The organism is Ideonella sp., from assembly GCF_041914305.1.
Classification (GTDB): domain Bacteria; phylum Pseudomonadota; class Gammaproteobacteria; order Burkholderiales; family Burkholderiaceae_C; genus Ideonella.
In genome coordinates this window covers 43364-59685 of sequence record NZ_JAYSDQ010000030.1, presented here as the reverse complement: position 1 = coordinate 59685, position 16322 = coordinate 43364, and the positions used below count along the sequence as shown (strand labels likewise).

The 16322-nt window shown below is 68.4% G+C and carries 11 protein-coding genes and 1 pseudogene; 6 read left to right on the top strand and 6 right to left on the bottom strand.

Going from position 1 to position 16322, the window contains the following annotated elements:
• Positions 1–553 precede the first annotated feature (553 nt).
• Positions 554–1105, bottom strand: a complete 552-nt coding sequence (locus tag ACE3SG_RS27805) for a hypothetical protein (protein ID WP_374569517.1) — start codon at positions 1103–1105, stop codon at positions 554–556.
• Between the two features lie 792 nt (positions 1106–1897).
• Positions 1898–2386 carry a hypothetical protein gene (locus ACE3SG_RS27800; RefSeq protein ID WP_374569516.1) on the bottom strand — a complete coding sequence of 163 codons (489 nt, stop codon included), beginning with the start codon at positions 2384–2386 and terminating at the stop codon, positions 1898–1900.
• Between the two features lie 193 nt (positions 2387–2579).
• Between ACE3SG_RS27800 and ACE3SG_RS27795 the strand changes: the two are divergent.
• Positions 2580–3572 (top strand): annotated as a pseudogene (locus ACE3SG_RS27795) (integron integrase); the annotation flags it as partial.
• Positions 3573–3712: 140 nt separating this feature from the next.
• Positions 3713–7210, top strand: coding sequence for an error-prone DNA polymerase (locus ACE3SG_RS27790; protein ID WP_374569515.1), 3498 nt, complete (start codon positions 3713–3715; stop codon positions 7208–7210).
• Positions 7211–7330: 120 nt separating this feature from the next.
• On the opposite strand, the gene ACE3SG_RS27785 is transcribed toward ACE3SG_RS27790, so the two are convergent.
• The 3 genes from ACE3SG_RS27785 to ACE3SG_RS27775 all read right to left on the bottom strand — a co-directional run bounded on the left by ACE3SG_RS27785 (position 7331) and on the right by ACE3SG_RS27775 (position 11766).
• Positions 7331–8719 carry a HupE/UreJ family protein gene (locus tag ACE3SG_RS27785; RefSeq protein ID WP_374569514.1) on the bottom strand — a complete coding sequence of 463 codons (1389 nt, stop codon included), beginning with the start codon at positions 8717–8719 and terminating at the stop codon, positions 7331–7333.
• A complete protein-coding gene (locus ACE3SG_RS27780; RefSeq protein ID WP_374569513.1) occupies positions 8716–10062 on the bottom strand; it encodes a hypothetical protein in 1347 nt (448 codons plus the stop codon). The genes ACE3SG_RS27785 and ACE3SG_RS27780 overlap by 4 nt, the downstream gene beginning before the upstream one ends.
• A gap of 156 nt (positions 10063–10218) precedes the next feature.
• Complete coding sequence (locus ACE3SG_RS27775; RefSeq protein WP_374569512.1) at positions 10219–11766, bottom strand: DUF4331 domain-containing protein; 1548 nt, start codon at positions 11764–11766, stop codon at positions 10219–10221.
• 217 nt (positions 11767–11983) lie between these two features.
• Here ACE3SG_RS27775 and ypfH point away from each other — a divergent pair, with 217 nt between their 5' ends.
• From ypfH to yaaA, 3 genes are read left to right on the top strand one after another with little or no spacing between them, the layout of a single operon-like run.
• Positions 11984–12730: an esterase gene (gene ypfH / locus ACE3SG_RS27770; protein WP_374569511.1), complete on the top strand. Its 747-nt coding sequence runs from the start codon at positions 11984–11986 to the stop codon at positions 12728–12730.
• Between the two features lie 7 nt (positions 12731–12737).
• Complete coding sequence (locus ACE3SG_RS27765) at positions 12738–13652, top strand: sulfotransferase (RefSeq protein WP_374569510.1); 915 nt, start codon at positions 12738–12740, stop codon at positions 13650–13652.
• Between the two features lie 34 nt (positions 13653–13686).
• A complete protein-coding gene (yaaA, locus tag ACE3SG_RS27760) occupies positions 13687–14472 on the top strand; it encodes a peroxide stress protein YaaA (RefSeq protein WP_374569509.1) in 786 nt (261 codons plus the stop codon).
• On the opposite strand, the gene ACE3SG_RS27755 is transcribed toward yaaA, so the two are convergent.
• Positions 14409–15461 carry a LysR substrate-binding domain-containing protein gene (locus ACE3SG_RS27755; protein WP_374569508.1) on the bottom strand — a complete coding sequence of 351 codons (1053 nt, stop codon included), beginning with the start codon at positions 15459–15461 and terminating at the stop codon, positions 14409–14411. The two genes, yaaA and ACE3SG_RS27755, sit on opposite strands and share 64 nt — an antisense overlap.
• Before the next feature lie 131 nt (positions 15462–15592).
• Between ACE3SG_RS27755 and ACE3SG_RS27750 the strand changes: the two genes are divergently transcribed.
• Positions 15593–16240, top strand: a complete 648-nt coding sequence (locus ACE3SG_RS27750; RefSeq protein WP_374569507.1) for an NADPH-dependent F420 reductase — start codon at positions 15593–15595, stop codon at positions 16238–16240.
• Positions 16241–16322: the final 82 nt, after the last annotated feature.

Genomic DNA, 16322 nt, shown 5'->3' with positions numbered 1-16322 from the left:
TAACGTTCGACGTAAGGGGCCTGCCGCAGGCAGGTCCCCTTGACGGAGGGGTTAGGCCTCGCCTGGGAAAGAGAGACTTCGCAATTGGGGTAGTTGTTCATTGAGAGTTCGCAACGACACTCAATTGTGCGCGCCTAGGTAGAGGGCGAGCATGAGGAAAAGAGGGGGAACTAGGATGGCCAGAAGAAGTGCCGAAAACACTATGGCGAGGACAACGCCAATCGTAGAGCCGTCTCGGAACTTCACGAGAGGGTACAGCCACAGTGGCCACAGAAGCCACAGCGAAAACGTGTATGGAAAGCCTCTCGGGAATACAGCGGGCAGCGCAACTGCCATAGCGGCGTGAAGTACGGAAGCCACCTGAAGTACACGGTTCTTCTTGACGTAAGGCTCCTCGTTGGGATCCCAGGCTTCTATCGGCATGCGGTCTTCGCTTGGAATGGGTTCTGGGCGACGCCAAGATTAATTCGAACTGACGAGGCCTAACGTTCGACGTAAGGGGCGGCTTGCGGCTTGCCGCAAGACGTCCCCTTGACGGAGGGGTTAGCCGGCACTATGGCACCACCTTGACACTGAACTTCTGGCCTGGCGCCAATGAGGAAATTTGGCTTGAGAAATCGGCCAAGAACGCGATTGCCTCTTGAACAGGAACTGGCTTGAGCGACACGCCATTTGCAGCCTCTTTAGTGCAAAAGGGTGGGTAGACGTGCAAGACCTGCCCGGGCTCGAGCGAACCGCCATCTTGCTGATGACGAAGCAACGGCTGCATTGTCAGGAATTCGATTGGACTGGACTGAACGGCAGCAAAGAACTCTGGCAGAGAGAGGCCGAGAGCTACCAAGTGACCAGTTTCGGCTTCCAGCTTGTGTACTTTTCGATCTCGCAGTACGTATTGGTCCGCTACGCAATCTTGAGCAAATGGCACATCGCCTGGCTGCAGAGACGGGTAGAGCTTGTGAAGAGCAGTGGGGCCAGCGATCACGGAAGCGATGCTGTGCCATTCAGGCTCTTCACACACGCCGCGAACATGAAGACCACCGCCAAACAGAATGAAGCCGTTGATTTGACGAAGAAGGCCCACGAGGTTGTCAGGCAGGGAGGCCACGACTGCCGCTCCCTCTTGAAACAGCGGGCCTGCAAACGTGACGTGACTGAGCTCCATGGATTTAAATGTGACGGCTAACGTTCGACGTAAGGGGCGGCCCGCTTGCGGGACGTCCCCTTGACGGAGGGGTTAGCCATCAGACTGCAGAGCCGCTTGGATGCCATGTGACTATTGAGCAGGCGATAGAGAGCACAAGTGCTCGTATTGATCAACGGTTGTTGTGTGCCTCAAAAGGAGGTATTCCGCGCCAAGCAGACGACGTTGACTCTCATCTTCAATTGGCTTGACGACAAAGACGCGTAGAGATTTTTCGTACTTGGGCAAGTACTGCGAGTGTTGCACGGCTGCCGCCGACATTTGACTGGGAACGTTAGGACCAGCCAGCACCTTCTCGACCTGCAGATTCCAGTGGAACCATGCGTTCAAGCAAACGGAATTCTCCGGGCATGAGACGGGGGCGTGCTCAATGTATTGGTGTCCCATCGAGCTTCCGCAGAACACGGATTCCTCTTCCCGCGCCAAGACAGGAACGGCGGCAAGTGCTAGAAACAGAAGGATGGCGTCCCTCATGATGGCTAACGTGTTTTAGACATCAAGCCACATGGCCAGATGCAGGCATGCCTGCCCATAGCTGGATGTTCTGGCTTGAAGCGATGCCCATAGGTAGGCATTTTCGCAGGGCGGGGGGAGCCGAAGTGTCCGCAGATGGAAATCTTCGGGTGTTGAGAGCGAAGCCGCAAGCAGATCATTGGTTCGGGCGCGAGCCGCTCCATGGCGCGTGGCGAGGTCGCTTCAACCCGCTCGCTTGTTCTTGATCAACCCGAGTTGAATGGCCGCTCGACGTGGCATGCGCCAGGTCTTCTGGACGTCGTCCCACTCCGCGCCGAGCGCGATGGCTTGGCGGCGAGTGTCCAGGTCATCGAAGCGGATGGTGACGCGCACCAAGGGTTGACGACGGGGTGGGCCGTGGTCGATGACCAGTTCGACGGTCGTGAAGCGGGTGTGGCCGGTGGTGGCGTCTCTGCGGTAGCGCACGCAGACGAGCGCCGGGCCGTAGCGGCGTTGCAGCGCGCGGGTGCCGGGCTGGCCGGGCTTCAGGCGCTTGACGACCTCGGTGGTGTCGGCTGGGCAGGTCGGTCGCGCCGAACCATCGCGGCGTCGGTCGTCGGTGTGCGGGAGGTCGATGCCTGCGGGCGTGGATCGATGGCGCTGGGTGGTGGGCGCGAGATCCGGCTGCTGGCCGGTGGGATATCGGGGAGTTCTGCGAGACGAGCTTGCCATGGCGCGATGCTAGCGCGATACTGTACAAAAATACAGCACTCTTCCGCATACGGCTCGGGCCCCGCCGCCTGCTCTTTCGCCTGCTGTTGTTTGTTCTTGCCGTCCATGGCCCGTTCATTTGTCGCTATCGCCTCCGCCTCCGCCTCCGCCTCCGCCTCCGCCTCCGCCTCCGCCCATGCCCATGCCCATGCCCATGCCCATGCCTGACCCTCATGTCGATCCGTCATCGCTGCGCCTGCTGGACCAGCTGCGCGAGCACATCCGCTATCGCCACTACAGCCTGCGCACTGAAGAGGCTTACGTGCATTGGGTGCGGGCTTTTGTGCGTTTCCATGGTTCGGCGCGGCACCCGCGCGAGATGGGGCGGGTTGAGATCGAAGGCTTTCTGACCTGGCTGGCTGCCGAGCGGCAGGTGTCTCCATCCACGCACAAGCAGGCGCTGTCGGCCTTGCTGTTTCTGTACCAGCATGTGCTGGGCCAAGAGCTGCCGTGGATGGCCGAGTTGGGGCGGCCCAAGCGCCAGATTCGCTTGCCCGTGGTGTTGACGCACGCCGAGGTGTCGCGCCTGTTGGCCGCGTTGCCGGACGAGCACCGCCTGGTTGGCCATCTGCTCTATGGCACGGGCATGCGCCTGCTCGAGGGGCTCCGGCTGCGTGTGAAGGATGTCGATTTCGCCCGGCGCGTGATCATCGTGCGCGACGGCAAGGGCGGCAAGGATCGCGTGGTCATGTTGCCCGCTGCGTTGGATGGCCCGTTGAAGACGCAGATGCGGTCAGCGTGCGAGCTTCACCGCGCCGATCGGGCCGACGGCGTGGCTGGCGTGCACCTGCCGCATGCACTGGCTCGCAAATACACGCGCGCGGCAGAGTCGTGGGTGTGGTTCTGGGTGTTCCCGCAGCGCAGCGTCTCTCGCGATCCACGCTCGGGTGGCGAACGCCGGCGCCATCACCTGCAAGAGCAGGCGTTTCAGCGGGCCTTCAAGCGCGCGCTGCAAGAGGCGCGCATTGCCAAGCCGGCCACGCCGCACACGCTGCGCCATTCGTTCGCCACCCATTTGCTGCAGGCCGGCACCGACATCCGCACGGTGCAGGAGTTGCTGGGGCACTCGGACGTCAGCACGACGATGATCTACACCCATGTGCTGCGCGTGGGCAGCAGCGGGGTGCGCAGCCCGTTGGACGATCTGGCCTCGCAGTTCGGCGAAAGCGGCCGCCTGGGGGCATCCGAGTGGCTGCCCGGTTATGTCGTCGAGGGCCGCGTTGAGTTGGCCGCCAACGATGCCGACGGCGGTCGGCAGCGGCCGCTGGTCACACGAGATCTGTTGTCATGCTACGCAGCACGCCAGAAGCCGGCCTGCCCGACTTCGCCGAGCTTCACTGCCGCAGCAGTTTCAGCTTTCTGACCGGCGCTTCGCAGCCGGCTGAGCTGGTGCAGCGGGCCCACGCGCTGGGCTACCGCGCGCTGGCGTTGACGGACGAGTGCTCGCTGGCGGGTGTGGTGCGTGCGCATGAAGAAGCGAAGAAGCTGAATTTCCACTTGATCATCGGGGCCGAGATCAGGTTGGCGAGTGGTGTGCAAGAGCCGTTGCGCCCGCGCGCCTTTCCAGCAAGAAGCGCCCAACGGCAGGCCTCCGCGCGATCTGCCGCCGATGTTGATGTCGATGTCGAAGCCGGTGCTGGCATCGGCGCCATGAGCGGGCTTGCCCCTGGGGTGCTTGGCAACGGGCAGGCCCGTGCGGCGGGCTCTCGGGCGCTGACGCATCCGCACCGCCCGACGGGCGAGGGTGCGCGGCTTTTGTTGCTGGCACAAACGCGCCGCGGCTACGCGAATTTGTCGAAATGGATCAGCCTGGCGCGCCGCCGGGCCGACAAAGGCAGCTACCTGGCCTACGCATCAGACCTGGAAGGCAAGGGGCCGGATGCCTCCGGGCTGGCGGGCCTTGGCGATTGCCTGGCGTTGCTGGTGGTGGATGGCCCTGATGGAGACGATGGCCAGCCCGCGCCGCCGCAGTTCGAGCTCGTGTTTGCCCAGGCGATGTGGCTGAAAACCTGGTTCGGGTCGGATCGCGCCGGCCTGGCGCTGGCACTGCAGCATCGGCGCTTCGACGACGAGCGCATCGCCGTGGCGCGGCGGGTGGCTGAGTTGAGCGGCTTGCCCATCGTGGCAACCGGCGATGTGTTGATGCACAGCCGCTCGCGCAAGCCGCTGCAGGACGTGCTGCGCGCCACTCGGTTGCGCTGCACGGTGGCCGAGGCCGGCACGAAGCTCGAATCGAACGGTGAGGCTCACTTGCGGTCTCGCCAGCGTCTGGCCGAGCTGTATGACCCGGCGTGGCTGCAAGCCTCGGTGGACTGGGCCGAGCGGTGCCTGTTCTCGTTGCAGCAGCTGGCGTACGAATACCCGGGTGAGATCGTTCCTCAGGGGCACACGCCCCAGAGCTGGCTGCGCGAGCTGACCGACCAGGGGGCCCTCAAACGCTACCCGCAAGGGGTGCCGGCAGGCATTCGCGTGCAGATCGAGCGCGAGCTGGCCCTGATCGCGCAACTGCAGTACGAACCGTTCTTTCTCACCGTGGCGGATCTGGTGGATTGGGCGCGGTCCCAGGGCATTCTTTGCCAGGGCAGGGGCAGCGCGGCGAACTCCACCGTCTGCTATTGCCTGGGTGTCACCGAGGTCGACCCTTCACGCACCACGCTGCTGTTCGAGCGGTTCGTCAGCATCGAGCGCAAAGAGCCGCCCGATATCGACCTCGATTTCGAGCATCAGCGCCGCGAAGAGGTCATCCAGTACATCTACCGCAAATACGGCCGGCACCGGGCTGCGATGACCGGCGTGGTGATCAGCTATCGCGGGCGTTCGGCGCTGCGCGACGTGGGCCGCGCGCTCGGCTTCGACCTCGACCGCATCGAGGCGGTCACCAAGCAGCAACCCTGGTGGACGGACCATGGCCGCTTCGACCCGGTGCACATGCGTGAGCACGGCTTCGATCCCGAGTCGCCATTGATCCAGCTGTGGGCCGAGCTGGCGACCCAGTTGCGAGATTTCCCGCGCCATTTGAGCCAGCACCCGGGCGGCTTTCTGATCGCCAGCGAAGACGTCTCGTGCCTGGTGCCGGTGGAAAACGCCACGATGGAGGGCCGCACCGTCATCCAGTGGGACAAGGATGATCTCGACACGCTCAAGCTGATCAAGGTAGACGTGCTGGCGCTGGGCATGCTGAGCGCCATTCGCCGCGGGCTGACCTGGGTGGGTTGGAAGCACGGCGGGCCGCCATACCCGATCCAGCAGCTGCTGCAAGGCCAGGAAGACAAGGCCGTCTACGACATGCTGTGTGCCGCCGATGCCGTGGGTGTCTTCCAGGTTGAAAGCCGCGCCCAGCTCAGCATGCTGCCTCGGCTGCGGCCCGAGAAGTTCTACGACCTGGTGGTCGAGGTGGCCATCGTTCGGCCGGGGCCCATCCAGGGCGGCATGGTCCACCCCTACCTGAGGCGCCGCAACGGCGAAGAGCCCGAGGTCTACCCGAAAGAGGAGCTGAGGGCGGCGCTCGGGCGAACCAAGGGCATTCCGATTTTCCAAGAGCAGGTGATGCAGCTGGCGATCGTGGCGGCCGATTTCACGCCGGGTGAGGCGGACCAGCTTCGCCGCGCCATGGCCGCCTGGAAGCGCCGTGGTGGCTTGGAGCCCTTCGAAAAAAGGCTGATCGGCCGGATGGTGGAAAAGGGCTATTCGCAAGACTTCGCCGAATCGATCTTTCGCCAGATCAGGGGCTTTGGCGAATACGGCTTTCCAGAAAGCCATGCCGCCAGTTTTGCGCTGCTGGTCTATGTCAGCGCGTGGATCAAGCGCCACCACCCGGATGCCTTTCTGGTCGGCTTGCTGAACAGCCAGCCGATGGGTTTTTACGCACCGGCGCAGCTGGTGCGCGATGCGCGCGCGCATGGTGTGTGCGTGCGGCCGGTGGACGTGATGTGCAGCGAGTGGGAGTCGACGCTCGAAGACGCCGACCCAGCCCTGGCGGGCGGCGCAGAGCCGGCGGCGGGTTCCGCAGCAGGCGAACGGCGACACAGCCCACCGGCGCACACGCTGCGCCCGGCGCGCCTGGGTCTCAACCGCCTCAGCGGTTTTCGCGAAGACGCGGCGCAGCGCATCGTCACGGCGCGCGCCGAAGCGCCTTTCGCCAGTGTCGAAGACCTGACACGGCGCGCCGATCTGGATGCGCATGCGCTGCGCTTGCTGGCCGACGGCAACGCCTTGTCGGCGCTGGCGGGCCACCGGCGCGAAGCCGCGTGGGAGGTGGCGGGGGTCGACACGCGCATGGCCGCTGCCGCGGTGCTGCGCGCGACCCGCACCGAAGAGCCCGAGCGCCCGGTGCTCGAAGCGCCCAGCGCCGGCGCGGCGTTGCTGGCCGACTACCGCCGCACCGGCCTGTCACTGGCGAATCACCCGCTGGCCCTGCTGCGGCCGCGGCTGGCCGAGTTTCGCGTCAGCACATCGGCCGAGTTGCAGGGTTTCCGCAATGGTCAGCTTGCACGCGCCAGTGGCTTGGTCACCCACCGCCAGCGCCCGCAAACGGCCAAGGGTGTGATCTTCGTGACGCTCGAAGACGAGACCGGCCCGGTCAACGTGATCGTCTGGCCGCAGATCGCCGAGGCCCAGCGCACGCCGATGTTGACGGCGCGCCTGCTCACCGTCTATGGCATCTGGCAGTGCCAGGGCGAGGTGCGGCACCTGGTGGCCAAACGGTTGGTCGACCACAGCGCCTTGCTCAGAGCGCTGGACACCGAATCGCCGGCGCTCAAGACCACGAGCCGGGATTTCAGGTGACGGTCGATCAGGTTCGGGCCATCCGACCGTTGACGGTTCTCGGCACCGGCCGCTGGCGGCCTGGCGTGTGAGCGATGGGGCGCTTGCCCCGCGCGCCCATTGCGCCCCGCGCTGCCGCCCTCAGCTGATCAACACCAGATCGAAGGCCCGCTCGGCCAACCACAGCGCCGCGACAGCCGCGATCGCCACCGAGCCGCCGCCCAGCACCACGCGGCGGTAGAAGCGCGTGTTGCGCACCCACCAGGCCAGTGGCAACGCGATGGCCACGATGCCCAGCTGGCCGAGTTCGACGCCGAGGTTGAAGCCGACCAGGGTGCGTGCCAGTGCGCCCGGGTCCAGCCCCAGCTCTTTCAGCGCGCCGGCAAAGCCGAAGCCGTGGACGAGGCCGAAGACAAAGGCGAGCTGCCAACGCACGCCAGGCAGGAACCGGCGCAGGTTGTCGATCGCGGCCAGTACCACGCTGGCGGCGATCAGCGATTCGACGATGCGCGACGGTGGATCGGCGTAGCCGAGCACCGCGATCGCCAGCGTGATCGAGTGCGCCACCGTGAACGCGGTGACCACCTTGGCCACTTGCCGCAGCGCGTCTGTCCAGGTGGCCGGCGCCGCGTCGTCGATCGAGCGGCCGAGCGCCACCAAGGGGCGAGGGGTGACCTCCACCACGCCCAGGGTGCCGACCGCGGCGGTGGATGGCTTGGCGGCCCCGCCCCGTGCACCCATGACCACCGCCGGCAGCATCAACGCCAGCAGGAACAGCACATGGTCCGTGCCGATCAGGATGTGGTGAATGCCCTCGGCGACAAAGCCGCCGAACGTGCTGGCGTGCGCGCCGCTGGTGCCGGTGCCATCGGCCGAGACCGCGGCGCCGGGGGCGACGGCGGTGCCTTGCCTTGCAGACCCGGCCAATGTCCCCAGGCCGTCAGACCCGGCCAGGGCCACCGGCCCGGCGGCCGGCGCCAGCACCGCCGTGCTGGCCGTCGCCTGCGCATGGGCCCGCCACTGCAGCAACCCGCGGTGTGACGCATCGCTGTCGGCGAACAGGCGGTAGTCGACCTGCACCCCGGCGGTGCCCGCATCGGCGGGGCATTGCCAGCGGCGCTCCAGCACGGCGTAGGTGCCGTCGGCGTGGCTGTCGATGCGCGGTGTTGCCAGTGCGCCGGGTTCGCAGGCGGTGCTCGTCGTTCCAGCGCTGCTCTGGCGGGCCACAGCCAGGCGCAGGCCATCGCCGGCCAGCGCCGCAATCTGCGGCCAGGCCTGCTGCAACTCGCCCCAGGTGATCTGGCCGTCGTCGTCGGCGTCCAGCGGCAGCACGCGGTCCAGGTCGCGCAGTGCAATGTCCCAGCGCTGTTGCACCACGGCGCCGTCGGCCACCAGGCTCAGCGTGGCATTGCTCGGGGCGTGGGCGCGGGCGTCGGTGGGCACCAGCAGCATCGCCGCGGCCGTGCCCAGCGCGGCCAGCAGCAGGCGGGCCAGGCGTTCCATGCGGGCACTCGACAGGGTATGGCTCATGAGCGGCTCCGGCTGGCGGGCGGGGTGGTTGCCGAGGTGGTTGCAGGGATGGTGAGGCGCTGCTTCGCCGCCGGCCAGCGCGCGTCGACAAAGCCTTGTTCGCGGGCCCAGCGGCGCACCGGCTCGCCGGCCTCGGGCTGGCCGGCAGCGGCGGCAGCGCGCAGCAGCAGCAGCGCATCGGCCGGCTCGCGCTGCCAGGCCCAGTTGGACTGGGCCAGCGCCAGCGCCTGCGGCGCATCGCCCAGCAGGTCGAGCGCGAACCGCGCCTGTTCGCGGGCATGGCTGCGGTCGCCGCGGGCCAGCGCAGCGTCGAAGCGGGCCTGCAGCTGCGGGATCAGCGCATCGGCCTCGGCAGCGCGGCCGCCCGTGGACGACGGGTGGGCCAGGCGATGACGGGCGATGGCGGTGCGCAGCAGCAGCGCATCGGCCGCGTCGTAGCCGAGCAGCAGACGCTCGGCCTCGGCGGGGCGCTGCTGGTCGAGCAACCAGTCGGCATAGGCGGCCAGGGCGTACAAGCCCGGGGCGTTGCCGGCGGTGGCGGCGCGGAACAGCGCGTCCGCCTGGCGGCTGCCGCTGCGCTCGGCCAACTCGGCGCGCAGCAGGGCCAGCCAGGGGTCGTCGGCGCTGCCCAGCGCGGCCAGCGTGCTGTCGGCCTGTCGGGCGGTCAGTCGGCCCTGCAGCTGGCCCAGCTCGGCCAGGCAGGCACGGGCGGGGGCCTGCACGCCGGCGCCGAGCGCGGCGTAGTCGGCGCCGGCCAGGCGCTCGCAGCCGGCGCGGGCTTCGGCGTAGCGGCCTTGCACCTGGTGGATCGACGCGCGCGTCAGCTCGGCCTGGGCGCGCAGCGCCAGGCCGGGCGACGCCGCCTGGCTGTAGTCGGCGCGCCGCAGGCTGAGCCGGCTGCTGGCCGCGCCGGTATCGGGCTCGGCCAGCAGGCCATCCAGGTCGGCGAGCGCGGCGGTGAAGTCGTGTTGCCCCTGGCGGATGGTGGCGCGCAGAAGGCGCACCGGGCCGGGGGGCTGGGCGTCGGCCCACCAGGGGGCGAGGGCGGCCTGGGCCTGGCCCCAGTCGCGCGGGTCGCCGCTGCGGCGGGCCTGGTCGATCGCCTGGCGGGCCAGGGTCAGTGCAAGTGAGAGGTTCGGTTGGGCCTGGGTTGCCTGGGTGCGCAGGGCCTGGCGCTGGCTCGCGCCGGCACGGCGGGCGGCCACGCCCGGCAAACGTGCCGGCAGGCGCTCGATCACCTCGTGGTCGTCGGTGGGCACGCGCGGCGCGGCCTGGCCGGGCAGGGCCTGGGCCAGCAGCCACGCGGCGGCGAGTGTCGAGAGCGTCAAGAACAACGGGCGCATGGGTCAGGCTCCGGCCTGGGGCCGCTGCGGTCGAGGCAGCGGCGAATGAATCGGTTTTCGCGGTCAGCGGGGATCGGCCTTACAAGGCAGGCCCGGCCAGGTCGCCCCGGCCGGGCCGGCGTGGCGCTGCTTGCATGCAGCGCCACGTGGCGGCGCTTACTGCGCGCCCGGCGTCGGCGTGTTCAGGTACGGGAAGCCGCTCAGGAACGGCGTCACGGCCTGGTCGACGGCGTCGTGCAGGTTGTAGGCGGTGGTGCCCAGCGGCACGTACTTGGGCTTGCACTTCTCGCCCAGGCCCAGCGCGTTGGTGTTGCCGTTGGCCATGCACAGACCACCCATCATCGCCACCAGCGAGATGTCGACCACGTCGTCCTTCGGGCGGCGGCCGTTCGGGTAACCCGCCAGGTCAGAGCCACCGGCCAGGATGTTGCCGAGCACGCCCAGGCGGTTCTGCTGCGCAAACGGCACCGGCATGATGCTGGTGTTCAGGCGCAGCATTTCGGAGGCGACCACCCCCATCGGCTGGTTCACGCCGGGAATGCCGGTCAGGAAGGTCGTCGTCAGGTCGCTGCGCGGGTAGTTGGTCGGCGCGCTGTTGGGCAGCGGCAGTGCGATCTCCAGCAGCTTGGGCAGCGTCGGGTTGGTCACATAACTCAGGAACTGGCCGTCACCCGAGGGTTGCGAGGCGTTGAACTTGTCCTTGTCCTTCAGGCCGATCACCACCTCGTTGACCAGCGGCATGCCCAGGCGCGAGACCTGCACCCAGTCGCCGGCGTCCTTGTCGACCTTGTTCAGGCCCGAGCGCGGCGAGGCGTCGATGTTGTGCGTCTGGCGCACGCTGGCGGTGGTCCAGCCGCCGATCACCGGCTCGCTGCCCTGCGTCAGGCAGCTGATCGGCAGCTCCAGCGCCATCGTCGTCACGTTGTCGTCGGCGATGATGTTGGGGAACAGGCCGATCTGCTTCGGGTCGGTGATCACCTCGATCGGCGCGTGCACCAGGTCGAAGATCACGCCCAGGTTGACCGCGAAACCCTCGGCGCGCTGGCCGACGAACATCTTGCCCGGCGTCGCGCAGTTCGGGATGTTGATGTTGTAGATGTGCTTGGCCGCGTAGCCCGCGTAGTCGGGGATGGTCTTGGTGCCGATGTTGTCGGCCGGCTTGTCGAAGGTGGCCGAGCCGGTGTCGGCGTTGGTGATGGTCCAGGGCTCGCCGTGGCGGCGGTCGCCCTTCATCATGATCACGCTGTAGGTCTGCGCCACGTTCAGGTTGGCGTCGGCCACATTGGCCACCGGGCCGGCCTGCACCAGCGGGATGGCGACGTTCTTCTTGCCCGCAGGCAGCTCGATGCCGCGGCCGGCGTTGGCCAGCGTGTTGGTGAAGCGGAACTGGAAGCTCAGGTCTTCCTTCGCGTCGCCGTTGTTGTCGACATGGATCTCGTACAGCGCGTTCTGGTCCATGTTGAAGTAGTTGGGCCCGCCGTAGGCCGCCTGCAGCGGCTGGTAGTTGGCGATCAGCGTCACGTAGTTCGAGCGGCCCGTCTCGTAGCTGCGGAACATGTAGAAGTCGGTGCCGTCGACCTTGGGCGAGCCGGTGATGAACGGGGCCTCGCGGTGGCTGGAGGCCAGGCTGGGGCCGGCCAGCGTGGCCAGCGCCGCGGCGGCGGCCAGCGGCGCCAGGCGGACGAGCAGGGAAGTGCGGTTCATGGGAAGTCTCCTGAAGGAATGCGCCGGCTCAACGTGGCGGGCGTGACGGTGCTTACGCGCCGGCCTGCCTGGCCGGATGCAGCCGCGTGAACAAACCCCGCGGCCCGCTGGGGGGCTTGCATCCGATCGCGGCCGTGCCGCGTATGGGCGCGGTTGGCCGTGATTTCCGCCGCCAGGCCGGGCGGAACGTTTTTCCAAGCCGGGCGACAATTGCCAGATGGCTTCCGATGAACCCCAGGTCCTCCAGTGGCTGCCCGCCGCCGGGCGGCCCGAGCAGCTGATGTTGTTGCTGCATGGTGTGGGCGACAGCGCTGCCGGCATGGCAACGCTGGCCGGCTCGCTGCGCCGCGCCTTTCCGCAGGCCGCCGTGCTGGCGCCCGATGGCTTCGACCGCTTCGACGGTGATCCGAGCGGCGCGCTGGGTGGCCGGCAATGGTTTTCGTTGCAAGGTCTTGACGATGGCAACCGGATGCAACGGGTGCGCCAGGTGCTGCCCCGCCTCGCGGCCTGGGTGCGCGGCGCCCAGCAGTCCACCGGGGTGGGCTCGGCGGCGACCGCGCTGGTCGGCTTTTCGCAGGGCGCCATCTGCGCGCTCGAGCTGGCCCAGGCCGAAGACGGGCTGGCCGGCCGGGTGCTGGCGTTCGCCGGCCGCTACGCCGCGTTGCCCGAGCGGGCGCTGCAGCACACCACCTTGCACTTCTTCCACGGTGCCGACGACGGCGTGATCCCGGCCGACCATGCCCGCGCCGCGATGCAGCGCGTGGCCGAATTGCAGGGCGACGCGACGATCGACATCGCCCAGGGCGTGGGCCATGAATTGCCGGCCGCGCTCGTCGACTGCGCGATCGACCGCCTGCGCACCCACATTCCGCACCGCACCTGGGCCGCCGCGCTGGGTGCGGTGCCCGGCCTGGCCGAGCGCATGGCTTCGCGCGGCGACGGCGAGCGCGACGCAGAAGACTGATGCCCAGATGAATTGGTTCGACAGTGTGGGCGCCTTGCGTGCCTGGGCCACGGCGGCACAGCCGGTTTTCATTTGCGGCCAGGAGCGCAGTGGCACCTCGGCGTTGCAACTGGCGATGTCGCAGCATCCGGCGCTGTTCGCGGTGCCGCATGTCTACGAGACCTTCATCTTCTCGGAGCCACGCAACCTGCTGGCCGGCCAGCCGCGGCACATGCTGCAAGACTACCTGCGTGGCCCCGGGAACCTGCAGTTGTTGCACCAGCGCCTGGCCGACCTGGGCGCCCAGGCCGGCAGCGATGCCAACGCGCTCGACGAAGACGACCTGATCCGCGCCTTTTTCGCGTTCGCTGCGGACCGGGTCTATCCCGGCCAGCGCCCGCTGGAGAAGACGCCGGCCCATGTGCGTTGCCTGCCGCGCATCTTTCGCATCTTTCCGCAGGCGCGGGTGTTGGCCTGCGTGCGCGAGCCGACCGAGGTGGTCGATTCGTACCGCCGCCGCCTGCAGCGCGAACAGGCGCTGGGCAAGCCGCGTGAGGCCTGGGGCTGGCTGGACCAGACCGATGACCAACTGATCTACTACCTGCGCCAGGTTGACCGCGCCTTGACCGAGGCCACGACGCTGGCGCCCGGCCAGGTGTTCCAGGTGCCCTACGGCTGGCTCAATGCCGACCCGGTGGCCGCGATGACGGCGATCTGCGAGTTCATCGGCGAGCCTTTCGACCCCGCCGTGATGTCGGCCAAGGCCGCCTGGCGCGACCGGGTCGACGAGCGCCTGGGCCGGCCGATCGGCACCGCCGGCCCGCCCCGGCCGTCGACGCTGAGCGAAGAGTCGCTCGCCCTGTTGCGCAAGGAAACCTGGGGCCTGACCCGGCGTTGGCGCGTGCCGGGGCCGCTGCGGCCCGATCCGGGCCCGCACGACTGACCGCCCCTACGATCTCACCGAGTTTCCGTTGCCCATGTTGTTTCTGCTGTCGCCAGCCAAGACGCTGGACTATGAAAGCCCGCTGCCCGCGGCGGTGGCCAAGCGTGCCACCCAGCCGCGCTTCGTCGACGAGGCGGCCCGGCTGATCGAGGTGTTGCGCGGCCACACGGCCGACGACATCGCCGGGCTGATGAGCCTGTCGGACAACCTGGCCCAGCTGAACGTCGACCGCTATGCCGCCTGGTCGCCCCGCTTCACCAGCCGCAACAGCCGGCCCGCCGCGCTGGCCTTCAACGGCGACGTCTACGAAGGCCTGCAGGCGGCCAGCCTGAGCTCGGCCGACTGGACCTGGGCCCAGCGCCACGTGGTGATCCTGTCGGGCCTGTACGGCGCGCTGCGGCCGCTGGACCGGCTGCAGCCTTACCGGCTGGAGATGGGCACGCGCCTGGCCACGCCCGGCGGTGCGAAAGACCTGTACGGTTACTGGGGTGACACGCTGGCCCAGGCGCTGAACGAGGCCCAGGCCGACGAACGCGCGCCGATCGTCGTCAACCTGGCCTCGCAAGAGTATTCACGCGCCGCGCTGCGGCCGGCGCTGCGGGCGCGGGTCATCGAGTGCGTGTTCGAAGAGTGGCACGGTGGCCAGTGGAAGGTGATCAGCTTCTTCGCCAAGCGGGCGCGGGGGCTGATGGCGCGCCATGCGATCCGGCAGCGCGCCTCGACCTTGAAGGCGCTGAAGGCCTTCGACACCGAGGGCTACGCCTTTGACGCCGACGCGTCGGAGGCCGACCGCTTCGTCTTCCGGCGCAAGGCCGGTTGATCGGCCGCCGGCCTCGCGCCGGCCAGCGCTTCGGCGTCGGGCACCTCGGCCAGCAGGTCTTGCGCCGTCATGTGCAGGTCGCTGGGCGGCCCGAGCCGCGCCAGCAGCGTGTCGACCACCACCCGCACCCGCGGCGCCAGGTAGCGCCGATGCGGGTAGTGCAGCACCACCTCGCGCTCGCCGGGGTCGTGCTGGTCGACCAGCAGCAGCTTCAGCCGGCCGCTGCGCAAGAACGGCAGCGCGTGGTGCAGGCCGGCCTGCACGATGCCGGCGCCGGCCAGCGCCAGGTCCAGCACCGCGGCCGGGTCGCTCACGGCCAGGCGCGGCTGCGGCTGGATCTCGATGCGCTTCGCCCCGCGGCCGCCTGAGCTCGAGCGAAACCGCCAGGGGCTGGGCGTGCTGCCGGCAAATCGCACCGCCACGCACTCGTGGTCTCTCAGCTCGTCGACCGTGCGTGGCACGCCGGCGCGCTTGAGGTAGCCGGGGCTGGCCAGCATGGCCAGCGGCAGGCCGCAGATGCGCCGCGCGACCAGGCTCGAGTCTTCGATGAAACCGCCGCGAATGCCGATGTCGTAGCCCTCGGCCACCAGGTCGACCGGGCGGTTGTCCAGGTCGAGCTCGATCGTCAGCCCGGGGTGCTCGCGGCTGAGGGCCGGCAGCAGTGGCAGCACCCAGTCGCGCCCCATCGCATGCCCGACCGAGATGCGCACGCGGCCGCTGGCCTCGGTGGCGCTCTGCGTCACGTCGGCCACGGCCTCATCCAGCGCCCGCAGCGCGTGGCGGGCCTTGTCGAGAAAGCGCTCGCCCTCGGCGGTGAGCGCCAGGCGGCGGGTGCTTCGCTGCAGCAGCCGCACACCCAGCTGCGCCTCCAGCTTGGCCAGGCTCTTGCTGACGGCGGCGGGCGTCAGCTCCAGCCGGTCGGCCGCGGCGGCCAGGCTGCCAGCGCTGGCGGCTTCGACAAAGGCCAACAAGCCTTGCAGTTGCTTCATGCCGCTGATTGTCAACCAGCGGTTGTGAATCTATCAAGCGCTGGTGACTTCCGGTAGCGGTGTCGGGTGCCTAGAGTTCAGTCCATCGCAGGCCCGGTGGTCGGGCAGGCAGGCACAAAACGGAGCTTGATATGAAGATCGGAATCCTGGGTTCGGGTGATGTGGCGCAAACGCTGGCGGCGGGCTTTCTGACCCACGGCCACGAGGTGATGCTGGGCACGCGTGACCCGGCCAAACTGAACGACTGGTCGGCCCAGCACCCGAAGGCGCGGGTCGGCAGCTTTGCCGACAGCGCGGCCTTTGGCGAGATCGGCGTGCTGGCGGTCAAGGGCGGGGCGGCCGACGCGGTGCTGAAGGCCGCCGATGCCGGCCGCCACCTGGCCGGCAAGGTGTTGATCGACGCGACCAACCCGATCGCCGACGCACCGCCCGACAACGGTGTGCTGCGCTTCTTCACCACGCTCGATGACGCGTTGATGGAACGCCTGCAGCGGGCTCATCCGGCGGTGAAGTTCGTCAAGGCCTTCAACTCGGTCGGTGCCGCGCTGATGATCGACCCCCAACTGCCCGGCGGGCGGCCGACGATGTTCATCTGCGGCGACGACGCCGGCGCCAAGGCCACCGTGACCACGCTGCTGGCCGAGGTGGGCTGGGACAGCGCCGACATGGGCGTGGCCGCCGCGGCCCGGGCGATCGAGCCGCTGTGCATGCTGTGGTGCATCCCCGGCTTCTTGCGCAACGACTGGGTGCACGCGTTCAAGCTCGTCAGCCCGGCCTGACGACCAACGGCCCCGTGGGGGATACGCCCGGCTGCAAAAGCGTCGCCGCCGGGCGTCGAGGGGCCGCCAAACTGCTGCAAGA